The organism is Herbaspirillum sp. CAH-3, assembly GCF_009668275.1.
Classification (GTDB): Bacteria; Pseudomonadota; Gammaproteobacteria; order Burkholderiales; family Burkholderiaceae_D; genus Herbaspirillum; species Herbaspirillum aquaticum.
Window position 1 is genome coordinate 160,181 of record NZ_VSWE01000003.1, and the last position, 13,436, is coordinate 173,616.

The following is a 13,436-nucleotide window of genomic DNA, read 5'->3' on the forward strand; positions in this document are numbered from 1 at the left end:
CACCGTGACATCAGGTACGGGATAGAGGGCAGGAGGAGAAGTGATGGGAACTAGCAGCAAGGCACCGACCGTCCTGGTCGTGGAAGATCATGCCGAGTCGCGCGAGATGCTGTGCGGGATATTGCAGCAGGGCGGACTGCAGGCCAAGGGGGCGGCCGATGGTGTGGATGCCATTGCGCTCATGCAGGAGCAGGCCCCCAGCCTGGTGCTGACCGACCTGCGCATGCCGCGCATGGACGGCATGGAGCTGGCGCGCTACATCAAGTCGCATGAACGTTTTTCCCAGATCCCGGTGGTGCTGATCAGCGCCCACCTCCCGGCAGCCAGCGCGCGCATTCCAACGATTGCCGCTTTCCTGCTCAAACCCTGTTCGGTCGACCACCTCCTCGGAACGGTCACGGGGCTCTTGCGCCAACACGCGCAAAGCCACGCCCAGTGGAGTTTTCAGGTGTAAGGCATCTGCGAGTTTTTATGATTTTATGCGCAGATATTTTCTGTATAACGTTGTGATTATGGAAAGCATTTCCGCGCCTGCAGATGGTTCCGGGGTCACCTCCCGGCGGGGAGCGGGGATGCTCCGGCAGTCATAAAAACAGGTTTCGTCCGGAACATAAGAGTGATGAAAGTACTTATCGTAGAAAGCGATCTCGACTGGCGTAATACGTTGAGCGCACATGTGGGGGAATTGGGTTACGAAATCTCGGTCTGCTCGGCACTGGGCCAGGCCAAGGATATCCTCAAGAGTCGTCAGCCCGACATCCTGTTATCCGACATCGGCTTGCCAGACGGCAGCCTGCTGCCCGAGCTGGCATCGTTGCGGCAGAATTTCCCGTCCATGGGCATCATCATCCTCACGGCAGCTACGCGCAGCGAGGAGCGGGTGCGCTGCATGAGCGACGGCGCCGATTACTACCTGGTCAAACCGGTCAAGCTGGAAGAAGTCTCGGCCACGCTGACCGCCCTGGCGCGCCGCATGAAGACCGCGCCGCACCAGAGTTCGCCGCAGTCGGAGAAGTGGGCCTTCAACCGCCGCTCGGGGCGCCTGTCCAGCAATGGCTCGGTGGCGCTGCAATTCACCGACAAGGAAAGCATCGCCCTGGCCGCGCTGCTGCAAAGCCCCAACTATCCGGTCTCGCACACGCAACTGTTCGACCTGCTGCGTTCGGGCGGGGAGGAATACGATGCGCATCGCATCGATGCCCTGATCTACCGCGTGCGACAGAAATTGCGCTCGCTGGAGGAAGCGCCCATGCAAATCCGCAACATTTACGGCGAAGGTTTCCTGATGCTGCGCCGCTCCTCGGCGGTCGATATCGTGCTCGAATCCTGAACCCGCGCCGCTGCCCCGGGCTCGCATGGGCGGGCAGGGCGCTGGTGCAATCCCGCTTTTGCTTCACCTTCCCTTGAAGCTCGCTTTGCAGCAGTGGCTGCCGGGCGGGCTTCTTTGCTTTTCCAGGTCAGGAAACTTCATATCATTCCGAACCAGCATGGATGCTGCCACCCTGCATGAAGGCAGCAAGAAATGCTGCGTTGCGGAAGCTTCGCCGCTTTTCGGGTATCATTAAGCAAGTTTCGACGCTAAATCGTATTTCTTCGCTTTACGTTTTCCGCTGAATCTGTCCTTCGCAGACATGCCCCGTGGTTTCCTGGCATGCCCTCTGCGGCCACCCGACCGAACAAGTTGAAGCAGGCCACCCGGCCCGCTGCGGCATTGCCATGGACCTCCTGGTCCCGGTGATGCTGGCGGCGGACTGTCGACCCGCTTTGCCGTTAGTGAACCATCATGACCACTTCCGCCCGATCTGCTGAATTTACCGGGGCTCTGAACGAGTCCCAGCACCGCCCGCTCACTTCCTCCGACTATCGCACGCTGGGCCTGTCCGCCCTGGGCGGCACGCTGGAGTTCTACGACTTCGTCATCTACGTGTTCTTCGCGGCGGTGGTCGGCAAGCTGTTCTTCCCCGCCGACATGCCGGAATGGCTGCGCATGCTGCAGACCTTCGGCATCTTCGCCGCCGGTTACCTGGCGCGTCCGGTGGGCGGCATCATCATCGCCCACTACGGCGACGTGATCGGCCGCAAGCGCATGTTCACGCTCTCCATCTTCCTGATGGCGGTGCCGACCCTGGTCATCGGCCTCTTGCCGACCTATGCCAGCATCGGCGTGGCCGCACCCATCCTGCTGCTGTTGATGCGCACCCTGCAGGGCGCTGCCATCGGCGGTGAAATGCCGGGCGCCTGGGTCTTCGTGGCCGAGCACGTACCGGCCAACCGCTACAGTTTCGGCGTCGGTTCGCTGACCGCCGGCATCACCGGCGGCATCCTGCTGGGTTCGCTCATGGGCATTTTCATCAACAGCGTCTACGCGCCGGAGGAAGTGGCGGGCTACGCCTGGCGCATTCCCTTCATCCTGGGTGGCGTGTTCGGACTGGTGTCGGTGTACCTGCGCCGCTACCTGGAAGAGACCCCGGTGTTTCGCGAGCTGGCGGCGCGCCGCAAGGAGTCCAATGAACTGCCGCTCAAGACCGTGCTGCGCGAACACCGCGCCGCCAGCGTCCTGACCGCCGGCATGACCTGGTGCCTGTCGGGCGCGGTGGTGGTGGTGATCCTGATGACGCCGTCCTACCTGCAGACCGTGCACCACCTGCCGGCCAAGCTGGTGATGCAGGCCAACTGCGCCGGCACCCTGATGCTGACCATCGGCTGCCTGGCCATCGGCTGGCTGTGCGACCGCATCGGCACCCGCGCCAGCATGATCATCGGCTGGGGTGGCCTGGGCCTGTCGACCTGGTGGTTCTACGGCCAGCTGCCGGGTTCGCCCGAGTCGCTGATCTGGGGCTATGCGCTGGTGGGCCTGTTCGTGGGCAGCATCTCGCTCACTCCCATCGTCTCCACCCGCGCTTTCCCGCCGCCGGTGCGCTTTACCGGCCTGTCCTTCGCCTACAACATGGCCTATGCCGTCTTCGGCGGCCTCACGCCGGTGCTGATCTCGCTGTGGATCAAGGCCGATCCGCAGGGGCCGGCGCTGTATGTGATCGGCTTGTCCATCCTGGGCGTGCTGCTGGCCTTCGTGCCGATGAGCAGCAAGGGCTACAAGGCCTGACCGCTCCCGTAAAGCAAGGCTGACCAGGCCCGGTAACCGCAAGGTACCGGGCCTGGTTTTTTTGTGCCTCGCCTCGCGTACAATGCCGGCCAACCGGAACTCCCCTCAGCGTCGACCATGCCCCTCGTCTTCCTGCCCGCGCGCTTTGCCAGGCGCAGTTGCCTGTGCCTGACCTGGATGCTGCTGGCCTTGCTGCTGGCGGCGTGTTCCCGCCATCCCCTGCCTGCCGAAAAGCTTTCCCAGGATGTCTACATCTGGCAGCGCCAGTGGACCCCGGCCCTGCGCACGGCGCTCTCTGCCTCCAATGCCCAGGTGGCGCGCTGGCACGTGCTGGCCGCCGAACTGGGGGCCTCCGGCCGCTGGATCGATATCGCACCGGATGCCGAGGCGCTGGCCAATACCGGTCGCCCGTTGATCATGACGGTGCGCATCAACGGCCAGCTGGCGCGCTTCGATGCCGCCGCGATCCAGGACCATCTGCTCGCACTGCTGGCCGCCTGGCGCCAGCGCGGCCTGCAACCGGCTGCGCTGGAGATCGACTACGACTGCGCCACGGCGCGCCTGCCCGAATACACCGCCTTCCTGCGCAGCCTCAAGGCCCGCATTGCGCCGACCGACCTGACCGTGACCGCCTTGCCGACCTGGCTGGCCAGCCCGCAGCTGGCATCGCTGCTGGCGGTGGCCGATGCCTCCACGCTGCAGGTACACGCCGTGCTCGATCCGCGCCTGGGTCTCTTCGATGGCGAGCGCGCCCGGGACTGGATGCGCCAGTACGCCGCGCAGACGCGCCGCCCCTGGCACGTGGCGCTGCCGGCCTACGGCTCGCGCGTGAGCTGGGATGCCCAGGGCCGTGTCGCCGCAGTGGAAAGCGAACGTCCGCTCCTGGCCGGTGGCCTGGGGCGCGAACTGATGGCCGAACCGCAGGTGATGGCGCGCTTCGTGGCCGAGGTGGAAGCGGCGCCGCCGCCGGGACTGGCCGGCCTGGTCTGGTTCCGCCTGCCGACCGGGGATGATCGGCGCGCCTGGAGTCTGTCGACCTGGCTGGCGGTGCTGGAACGCAAGCCGCTCAAGGGCGGCCTGGCCGTGCAGCTGGTCGCCGGGCAGGGGAGCAATGCTCCCGCCGATATCCGTATCGACAATGCCGGCAATGTCGACCTGCCCTTGCCATTGCGCGTAAACCTTGCGCCACGTGACGCCGCCTCTTCAGGGAACGTCTGCAGCGGTGACGGCATCAATGGCTACACGCTCGAAAGCGATGCCCGGGGACGCTACCTGCGCCTGGGCCAAGCCGGCCTGCTGCGCGCCGGCAGCAGCCGCACCATCGGATGGCTGCGCTGTGCCGACGGCACGCCGGCCCCCGAACTCACACTGGAAATGGGATCCTGATGACCAACATGAAGTTTTCTGCCGCTGCCCCCCGCGCCACGGGCCAGCGCAGCCTGCCCCGCCTGGGCCGCATGACCAAAATCGCCTGCGCCGCCAGCAGCCTGCTGGTGTTGGGCGCGGCCACGGTGGTGGCCTGCGGGCCGGATTTCCCGCTGCAGTTGCTGGATGACCGCGCCGGTACCCTCAGCAATACGCCCGCCAACTCCTTCGCCTGGGAAGCCGCCCATCTGGTGACCCCGGCCGACAAGCTGCAAGCCGATGAAGGCAGCGGCTACGAGCAGGCCGCGGGCCGGCCTGACGATCCGCACTCGCTGCGCATGATCGAGAAGGGGCAGCTGGAGGGCGCACAGTGGGCGGCTTTGCAGGCCATGCGCGCCGCGCCCGATGGCCAGTCCGCCTATGCGGCCGGTGCTGCCTTGCCACCGGCCATTCGTCTCTACACGGCCGGCGCCCAGGACTTCCGCGCCAGCGCCCTGGCAGCGGCACGCCAGCGTTTTGAAGCGGTGCTGGCGCTGCCGCCGCAACAGGCCAGCGAACGCGCGGTGTGGGCGGCCTTCATGCTGGGCCGCCTGCACGCCATCGAGGGCCGCCGCGCCGAGGCCATCGCCAGTTTCACCAAGGCGCGTGCGCTGGCCGTGGGCGGTGCGCCCGATCCGCTGGGGCTGGCCGTGGCCAGTTACGGCGAGCAGGCGCGGCTGATGCTGGTGGGGCAGAACGGTCCCTGCAACTGGTCCGATTTCAATGAAGGGCGCGATTGCGGCGAGACCATCGCGCCGGTCGATTTCAAAGAGGCCATTCGCTTGTATGCAGAGCAGGCCGCACGCGGCTCAAGCAGCGCCCGGGATTCCCTGACGGCGCTGGCCGCATGGAGCCTGGGCCACGCCGACACCAGCGCCGCGCTCATCGATGATCCGGTCGCACAGCGGCTGCTGGTGGCCTATGCGCTGGCGCGCGTGGGCGACCTGGCCGAAGGCAGCGGCAACGGCGACAGTTACTACGATCCGTCCGCGCCCAACTCCGGTTCGTCCGGCTATCCCGATGCGGCGCGCAGCCACAAGGTCAAGCCCAACAGCGTGCTGGTGACGCTGGTCGATGCCCTCAAGCGGCGCGGCCTGGAAAAGATCGAAGGGGCCGACCGCGTGGCCGCGCTGGCCTATCGCACCGGCCGCTACGACCTCGCTGCCACGCTGGCGAACCGGCAGGAGACTGCCTTGTCCTGGTGGGTGCGCGCCAAGCTGGCGCTGCGTCGTGGCGACACCGCCGCCGCCGTGCAAGCCTACGCGCGCGCTGCGCAAGCCTTCCCGCGCAACGATGCCAGCCTGGACCCGGCGAATGCCAGCTTGCTCATGGGCGAACAGGGCGTGCTGACGCTCTCGCGAGGGCAGTACGTGGAAGCCCTGGCGCAGTTCCACCAGGCCGCCAGTGAAAGTGCGCGACAGTCGCACGGCGGCTACTACGGCGACTATGCCTACGCCAATGACATGGCCTATGTGGCCGAGCGCGTGCTCACCACCGATGAACTGAAAACCTACGTCGATGCCCATGCCCCGGCCTCGCCCATGCCGGCACCGGAAGCCGTGGCCAAGGCGGTGCAGAAGCAGGGCGGGGGGCCGCAGTCGGTGCGCTGGGTGGCCGTGGGCCTGTCGCCCATCACCGTGGAAGACAACCTGCGCCAGCTGCTGGCGCGGCGCCTGGTACGCGACGGGCGTGTGGAAGACGCGCTGGCCTACTTCCCGGATGACCGCGATGAGCGCTTCATCCAGAGTACCTACGATGCAGAGGGTCGCGAAGTCCCGGCCGGCTGGCGCATGCGCGCCAAGGCGCGCGAGTACGGCCAGGCGCTCGACCGTGGAAAGCACGCCTGGCGCGCCAGCAGCCGCGCCCAAGGCTGGTATGAGGCCGCCGTGATTGCACGGCGCCAGGGCATGGAGATCATGGGCTATGAACAGGGACCGGACTATGCCGTCTACGGCGGCAGCTATCCGGGCGGTGCCGGACGCGGCATGGGTATGTATGGCAACGAAGACAAGCCCTTGCCGGACAACCCGCAAGCCAGGGCCAAGGCCGATCTCCCGGGTCCGCTGGTGACCGACGGCGAGCGCCAGCGCTATGCCGCCACGGAAGCCAAGCCCTACAAGCGTTTCCATTACCGGGATATCGCGGCGGACTACGTCATGAAGTCCGCCGATGCCTTGCCCGCGCGCTCACAAGCCTTCGCGGCGGTGCTGTGCCAGGGGGTGAATTTCGTGTATTACGATCAGCCGCGCGCAGAACAGCTCTACCTGCGCTACGTGAAGGAAGGGGCGGCCGTGCCGTTCTCGGCCGACTTCGGCCAGAATTGTGTGGAGCCGGATTTTGCCGCAGCGGCCCGCTTCCCGTACTTACAGGCATGGCGCACCACCCGTCGCTGGGTGGCGCAGCATCGCGCCCTCAGTGCAGCGCTGTTGCTGGCGGCGGTGGCGGGCACAGGATTCGGCGTAGCGCAGTGGCGCCGCCGACGTGCGCCCAAGACAGTCGCTTGATCTTCAGTTGACCAGCTCGCGCTTCAATTCGGAGATGAGGGCGGGGTGCAGCGAGCCTGCACACAGGAAGGCCGGCCACTGCCCCTTGACCAGATCCATCTCGCGCTCGTCGCGGCACAGCAGGATCACCGGCACGTCGGCCAGTTGCGCCTGCGCCTTGAGGTAATGCGCCAGGCGCAGGCCGCTCATGCCTTCCATGGCCAGTTGCGCCAGCACCACGTCAGGGCGGTCCAGGGCAATGTGCTCGATGGCGTCGTTGCCGCTGCTGGCGATCTGGATGTCGATGTCGTTGATGGCCAGCCATTCCGTCAGCGCACGGCTGACTTCCGGCTGGGTGGTGGCGATCAGGGCGGTCTTGTGCATGATTGGGCTCGCGCGAAGTCATGGGGCAAGCTCATCATGCGCTGGCGGCAACATGGCCGCCATCGGGGTTTTCCTGAGCCCGGCGACCTTACATGCTGCTCATGGCTGCGCAGCTCTCGGCGCAACGCTGGCAGGCCGCCGCGCATTCCTGCATGCCCTCATTGTCGTTGCAGCGGTCCTGGCACTGGCGGCAGACTTCGGCGCAGACAGTGCAGATCTGCCGGCAATATTGCGAGCCCGCCAATTGCCAGTTCGCCGAGAGCTGGCACAGTTCGGCACATTCCATCAACAAGCGCACATCGTCCGCTGCCAGGTCCTGGGCGGCCGCCGGGCTGAGGCCGAAGGCCGCCTTGCGACAGGCTTCATGGCATTGCTGGCAAGCTTGCATGCAGGTCAGCATGGAAGAGGATGCGGAGCCCATCTGCTGGCTCTGTCCGGCTTGGGATTGGCTGGATTGCCCGACATTGCCGGTATCGAAGACGGTGCGGGTGTCCTGTGTGGTGGTCATGATGCTTTCCTTGTATGGGTTGAGCCTGGTGATGTCTGCACACATGCTCAGGTATTGACGATCTCCCCGCCATTGGGATGCAGCACCTGCCCGGTCATGTAGGAGGCCCCTTCGGTGGCCAGAAAGACATAGGCCGGCGCCACTTCATCGGGCTGTCCCGGCCGCCCCAGCGGCACGTTCTTGCCGAAGCTGGCGACTTCTTCCTCACTGAAACTGGCGGGAATCAGGGGTGTCCAGATCGGCCCCGGTGCCACCGCATTGACGTGGATGCCGGCCGGGGCCAGCTGCTGCGACAGTGAGCGCGTGAAGGCCACGATGGCCCCCTTGGTGGCCGCATAGTCCACCAGGTGCTTGCTGCCGCGATAAGCGGTCACCGAGGTGGTGTTGATGATGCGCGCGCCCCGCGTGAGGAAGGGCATGGCTTCCTTGACCAGGTAGAACATCGAGAAGATGTTGGTGCGGAAGGTGTGCTCCAGCTGCTCGGCCGAGATCTGTTCGATGCTCTGTGCCGGGTACTGCTGGGCCGCATTGTTGACCAGCACGTCCAGGCGGCCGTAGGCATCCATTACGGCGCGCACGGCGCTGCGGCAGAAATCGGGCGAACCGACGTCGCCGGGGATCAGCAGGCAGGGGGCATCCATGGCCTGGATGTCCTTCTGTGTCTGCCGCGCATCCTCTTCCTCATCGAGATAGACGATGGCCAGTCTTGCCCCTTCGCGCGCGTAGGCCAGCGCCACGGCGCGCCCGATACCGCTGTCGCCACCCGTGATGAGCGCGACCTTGCCCGCGAGCCGCCGTCCGGGTTGGCCTGCCGGTGCGCTGTGCGGGCGCGGCTGCATCTCCTGTTCGCTGCCCGGTTGATGGGTTTGGTGCTGGGCCGGAAGGCCTTCGGGTCTGGTTTCGCTCATGCTGTCCTCCTTGTATGGATTACTTATAGTAAAAAGTCCATACGAACCGGTCTGTAGTCCCGCACCGTGAGTTGGGTGCGGTCGCGCACTGACGGTGATGACGGAGAGGCTGAAGATGAGGTCATCGCATATTGTTATGCACAGCGGTTCGTTGACGGCAGTGCTGTGCGCACACACACTGTCAGGCCCATGGAAAGCGCTGCAAATGATTTATAGTCGTGCTTTGAACCGGCGCAGACCGGTCGCGGCAGGCCGCAACATCCGTTTTAGGGCCTGTTCACATTAAATCTGCGAGATGCGTTGCCCCCAGAAGGCGGGCTGGCAAGCGTCGCCTGCCGTTGTTGCAGCTCCTTGCCGTGGCATCACCACGGCGCGTCGCTGCGCCTAGGCAGCCAACGCTTGGCGGCCTCTCGCACTCGCAGATTTAATGTGAACAGGCCCTAGAGAAAGGAAGACATGTCCACACCCCATCCAGCTGGCAAGCAGCTCTGGCGCTTGCGCGAATTCGTGACCGGGTTTGCCGGCCTGCTCGATGCGCGTGCCGACCAGGCTGCGATCCTGCACGGCGGCGCCGCCTTGCTGCGCCAACTGGTCGCCCATGATGACTGGCTGCCTGATGCCTATGCCCAGCCGCATCCCGAGCGTTACCAGCAATTCCTGCTGCATGCCGATTCGGCGCAGCGCTTCTCGGTGGTGAGCTTTGTATGGGGACCTGGACAGCGCACACCCATACATGACCACACGGTCTGGGGCTTGATCGGCGTGCTGCACGGTGCCGAGCATGCGCAATCCTTTGCCTGGGAACACCAGCAACTGCAGCCCGCAGGCGAACGCACGCTCCTGCAGGCGGGGCAGGTGGAGGCGGTGTCGCCGGACCTGCCCTCCCTGCACGATGTGCACCAGGTCAGCAATGCGCATGCCGACCAGGTGTCCATCAGCATCCACGTCTATGGCGCCAACATCGGCGCGGTGCGGCGTTCGGTCTACCATCCCGATGGTCGGCGGGTGCCGTTCATCTCGGGATATTCCAATTCCACCTTGCCCAACATCTGGGACCTGTCCATCGAAACTGCCACCCCATGAGTCAAGAACACGCTACTGCCGTCCTGCCCGTCGTGAGTTATGCCGAAGTGCGCGCCGCCTTGCTGGCGCGCGAGGAAATCGCCCTGCTCGACGTGCGCGAGGAAGCGCCGCATGCGCAATCCCATCCGCTGTTCGCAGCCAATTTTCCGTTCTCGCATCTGGAGTTGAATGCCTTTGCACGCCTGCCGCGCCGCGATGTGCGCATCGTCACGCTCGACGACGGCGAAGGCCTGGCCGTGCGCGCGGCGCTGCGCCTGCGTGCGCTCGGTTATAGCCGTGTCGGCGTGCTGCCCGGCGGCGTGCGGGGCTGGCGGGAAGCAGGAGGCGAACTGTTCCAGGATGTGAACGTACCCAGCAAGGCCTTTGGCGAACTGGTCGAATCGAAGCGGCATACCCCCTCGCTGGCGGCCGAAGAGGTCCAGGCCCTGCTCGACAGCGGCGAGGATGTGGTGGTGGTCGATGCACGCCGCTTCGACGAATACCAGAACATGAACATTCCCGGTTCCATCAGCGTGCCCGGCGCGGAACTGGTGCTGCGCCTGCCTGCCATCGCCCCCGATCCGAAAACGCGCGTCATCGTGAACTGTGCAGGCCGCACGCGCAGCATCATCGGTACGCAGTCGCTGGTCAATGCAGGGCTGCCCAATCCGGTCCATGCATTGCGCAATGGCACCATCGGCTGGACCCTGGCAGGGCAGGCGCTGGAACACGGACAGGCGCGCCGCTTCCCGGAAACGGTCGAGGCCAGCCAGCGCGAACAGGCGCGTCGGCAGGCGCGCAGCGTCGCTGACCGGGCGGGCGTCAAGCGCATTGCGCTGGCACGCTTGGGCGACCTGGCGCAACCGGACCGCACCGTCTATCGCTTCGATGTACGGACGCCCGAGCAATACCGATCCGGACATCTGCCGGATTTCCTGTCCGCGCCCGGCGGGCAGCTGGTGCAGGAAACCGAGATGAATGCCCCCGTGCGCGGTGCGCGCATCGTGCTGGTCGATGACGATGGCGTGCGCGCTGACATGACGGCCTCATGGCTGGCGCAGATGGCGTGGGAAGTCCATGTGGTCGATGGCGTGACGGCGGCCGATTTCACGGTCAGCGGCGACGCCCCGCGCGACTTGCCGGAGGTGGCACTGAGGCCTGAACAGCGCATCAGCGCGCAGCAGCTGCAGCGCTGGCTGGAGGCCGATGACGGTACGGTGGTGCTGGATGTGGCCCTGAGCGCGCGTTATGTGGCCGGACATGTTCCGGGGGCCTGGTTCGTGCTGCGCTCGGAGATTGCGGCGGCAGCGCGCCGCTTCCCCTCGGCCACGCGCTTCGTGATCACTTGCGGCAGCGCCTTGCTGGCGCAGTTCGCCGTGCCGGATTTGCAGGCGCTGGTGAGCCAGCCGGTGTTCTTGCTCGAAGGCGGCAACGCAGCCTGGTCACAGGCCGGCCTGCCGCTGGAGAAAGGCGAGGCCCATCTGCTCTCGCCGCGTATCGACCGTTATCGCCGTCCCTATGAAGGTACCGACAATCCGGCCAGCGCGATGCAGGCTTATCTCGATTGGGAATTCGGATTGGTGGAACAGCTGGGGCGGGATGGGACGCATGGGTTCTTCGTGATTTGACAAGACGACCCGTGTCGTGCAATTGGTTGACTGTCGCTTAACAGCGTCACATTGCTGTCACAGGAATGAAATATGATCCGCGGTCTATCCAAAAATCACGACGCGGGCGAGCACGGTGGAAAGTCATTTCAGTCTGACTCCGGCGACAGGGAGCAAGTTGTTCCAACCGACAGCGGGAGCGCTGGCGGTCCAGGTGCCGGTGGTCCAGTTCGATGAGAACAATGCTACCGTCCTGGAGATCTTCGGCCAGCACAAGGAGCTGGTGAGCCTGCCCGTGGTGGAGCGGCAGCGGCCCATCGGGCTCATCAGCCGCCATATCTTCATGTCCCAGATGTCCAAGCCGTATCACCGCGAGCTCTACGAGCGCAAGAGCTGCATCGCGTTCATGGACAAGGACCCCCTCATCGTCGAAGCCGATACCCCCATCGAAACCCTGGGTGCGCTGGCCGTGGCCTCGGGCGACAAGACCCTGGCCGATGGTTTCATCATCGTCGATCAGGGCCAGCTGGCCGGGCTCGGTGCGGGACTGGCCTTGATGCGTGAACTGGTGGCGATGCAGGAAGAGAAGAACCGCCAGGTCATGCAAAGCATCGACTACGCCAGCGTGATCCAGCGCGCCATGTTGAGCGCCTCGCGCGCGGCCATGACCGAGGCGCTGGACGATGCCTGCCTGGTCTGGGAACCGCGCGACGTGGTCGGCGGCGACTTCTATCATTTCGAAGCGCATCCCGGTGGCTGGTTTGCTGCGGTTGCAGACTGCACCGGCCATGGCGTGCCGGGCGCGTTCCTGACCCTGATTGCTTCCTCGGCGTTGAAGCAGGCGCTGGAACTGCACGGCCCGCACGATCCGGCGCGCCTCATGCGCGACGTCAACCGCAGCATGAAGCGCGTGCTGGGGCAGCACGGCCAGTCCGGCAAGCCCTCCGAATCGGACGATGGCATGGATGCCTGCTTCTTCTGGTTCGACCGCGCCACCCGTACCCTCACCAGCAGCAGCGCCAAGATGCCGCTGTTCCTGCTGGTGGCCGATGGCACCGAGGTACTGACCATCGAAGGCAAGCGCGTCGGCCTGGGCTACGTCGATACGCCCGACGACATGCAGTGGGACAACCACAGCCAGCACCTGGCACCGGGGGCCATGATCTTCGTCTGTACCGATGGCGTGATCGACCAGATCGGCGGCCCCAAGCACATCGCCTTCGGCAAGCAGCGCCTGCGCCGCACCCTGCTGGAGCACGGCAAGCTGGCCATGCCTGAGCTGGGCCGCGTGGTCATGGACATCCATGCGCATTACCAGGGCACGCAGCGGCGGCGTGACGACATCTGCTTCTTCGGCGTCCAGCTGGAGGCCACCCATCAAGATTCTCAACACGGAACACAGGCATGAACAGCATCCAGCAGGAGTGGGCGGAGTTCCACAGCTATGTCGCACGGCGCGATATCGTCTTCTACTACGTCGGCTATTTTTCCCAAACCATCATCGCCGCCATGGCCGAGGCCGTGAAGCTGCGCGCCGAGCACACCGGCGCGCTGGCGCAGACCCGGCGCAAGTTGTTCTCTTCCTTCATCGAGATGGCGCAGAACATCGTGCACTACTCGGCAGACCTGCACGAGAAGGAAGGAAAAGTCACAGAGCCGCCGATGCGTCACGGTGCGGTCTACATCACCCAGACCGATGGCCGCTACTTCCTGCATTGCGCCAATCCGGTCGACGCCGAGATGGCCGACAAGCTGCGCGAAAAACTGGAACACCTGCGCTCGCTGACCAACGACGAAATCAAGGCCGCCTACAAGGAAATGCTGCGTGCCGAAACACCGGCCGACAGCAAGGGTGCGGGCCTGGGTTTCCTGACGGTGGCGCGCGATGCCAGTGCGCCGCTGGACTTCGAATTCTCCCGGCCCGCCGACGATGGCGCGCAGACCTTCTATCTCCGGGCCACCATCTGAGGGCCCGCT

12 protein-coding genes are annotated in these 13,436 nt (G+C 65.3%); 9 read left to right on the plus strand and 3 right to left on the minus strand.

The window, feature by feature from the left end:
• Window positions 1–43: 43 nt before the first annotated feature.
• The 5 genes from FYB76_RS05140 to FYB76_RS05160 all read left to right on the plus strand — a co-directional run bounded on the left by FYB76_RS05140 (window position 44) and on the right by FYB76_RS05160 (window position 7,011).
• Window positions 44–454 carry a response regulator gene (locus FYB76_RS05140; protein ID WP_088755629.1) on the plus strand — a complete coding sequence of 137 codons (411 nt, stop codon included), beginning with the start codon at window positions 44–46 and terminating at the stop codon, window positions 452–454.
• 165 nt (window positions 455–619) lie between these two features.
• Complete coding sequence (locus FYB76_RS05145; protein WP_088755628.1) at window positions 620–1,330, plus strand: response regulator transcription factor; 711 nt, start codon at window positions 620–622, stop codon at window positions 1,328–1,330.
• Between the two features lie 453 nt (window positions 1,331–1,783).
• Entirely contained in the window at window positions 1,784–3,103 is a 1,320-nt protein-coding gene (locus tag FYB76_RS05150) for an MFS transporter (protein ID WP_088755627.1), read from the plus strand.
• Window positions 3,104–3,220: 117 nt separating this feature from the next.
• Window positions 3,221–4,489: a DUF3142 domain-containing protein gene (locus tag FYB76_RS05155; protein ID WP_195724572.1), complete on the plus strand. Its 1,269-nt coding sequence runs from the start codon at window positions 3,221–3,223 to the stop codon at window positions 4,487–4,489.
• Window positions 4,490–4,497: 8 nt separating this feature from the next.
• A complete protein-coding gene (locus tag FYB76_RS05160) occupies window positions 4,498–7,011 on the plus strand; it encodes a hypothetical protein (RefSeq protein ID WP_154132999.1) in 2,514 nt (837 codons plus the stop codon).
• Window positions 7,012–7,014: 3 nt separating this feature from the next.
• On the opposite strand, the gene FYB76_RS05165 is transcribed toward FYB76_RS05160, so the two are convergent.
• The 3 genes from FYB76_RS05165 to FYB76_RS05175 all read right to left on the minus strand — a co-directional run bounded on the left by FYB76_RS05165 (window position 7,015) and on the right by FYB76_RS05175 (window position 8,790).
• Complete coding sequence (locus FYB76_RS05165; RefSeq protein ID WP_088755626.1) at window positions 7,015–7,374, minus strand: PleD family two-component system response regulator; 360 nt, start codon at window positions 7,372–7,374, stop codon at window positions 7,015–7,017.
• Window positions 7,375–7,462: 88 nt separating this feature from the next.
• Complete coding sequence (locus FYB76_RS05170) at window positions 7,463–7,882, minus strand: four-helix bundle copper-binding protein (protein WP_154132894.1); 420 nt, start codon at window positions 7,880–7,882, stop codon at window positions 7,463–7,465.
• A 47-nt stretch (window positions 7,883–7,929) separates the two neighbouring features.
• A complete protein-coding gene (locus FYB76_RS05175) occupies window positions 7,930–8,790 on the minus strand; it encodes an SDR family oxidoreductase (RefSeq protein ID WP_154132895.1) in 861 nt (286 codons plus the stop codon).
• 456 nt (window positions 8,791–9,246) lie between these two features.
• On the opposite strand from FYB76_RS05175, the gene FYB76_RS05180 reads away from it, so the two are divergent.
• The 4 genes from FYB76_RS05180 to FYB76_RS05195 all read left to right on the plus strand — a co-directional run bounded on the left by FYB76_RS05180 (window position 9,247) and on the right by FYB76_RS05195 (window position 13,427).
• Window positions 9,247–9,873, plus strand: a complete 627-nt coding sequence (locus FYB76_RS05180) for a cysteine dioxygenase (RefSeq protein WP_154132896.1) — start codon at window positions 9,247–9,249, stop codon at window positions 9,871–9,873.
• Entirely contained in the window at window positions 9,870–11,480 is a 1,611-nt protein-coding gene (locus tag FYB76_RS05185) for a rhodanese homology domain-containing protein (RefSeq protein WP_154132897.1), read from the plus strand. Before FYB76_RS05180 ends, FYB76_RS05185 begins: the two co-directional genes overlap by 4 nt.
• A 115-nt stretch (window positions 11,481–11,595) precedes the next feature.
• Window positions 11,596–12,867 carry a PP2C family protein-serine/threonine phosphatase gene (locus FYB76_RS05190; protein ID WP_370516302.1) on the plus strand — a complete coding sequence of 424 codons (1,272 nt, stop codon included), beginning with the start codon at window positions 11,596–11,598 and terminating at the stop codon, window positions 12,865–12,867.
• Entirely contained in the window at window positions 12,864–13,427 is a 564-nt protein-coding gene (locus FYB76_RS05195) for a SiaB family protein kinase (protein WP_154132898.1), read from the plus strand. Before FYB76_RS05190 ends, FYB76_RS05195 begins: the two co-directional genes overlap by 4 nt.
• The last annotated feature ends 9 nt before the right edge of the window (window positions 13,428–13,436 follow it).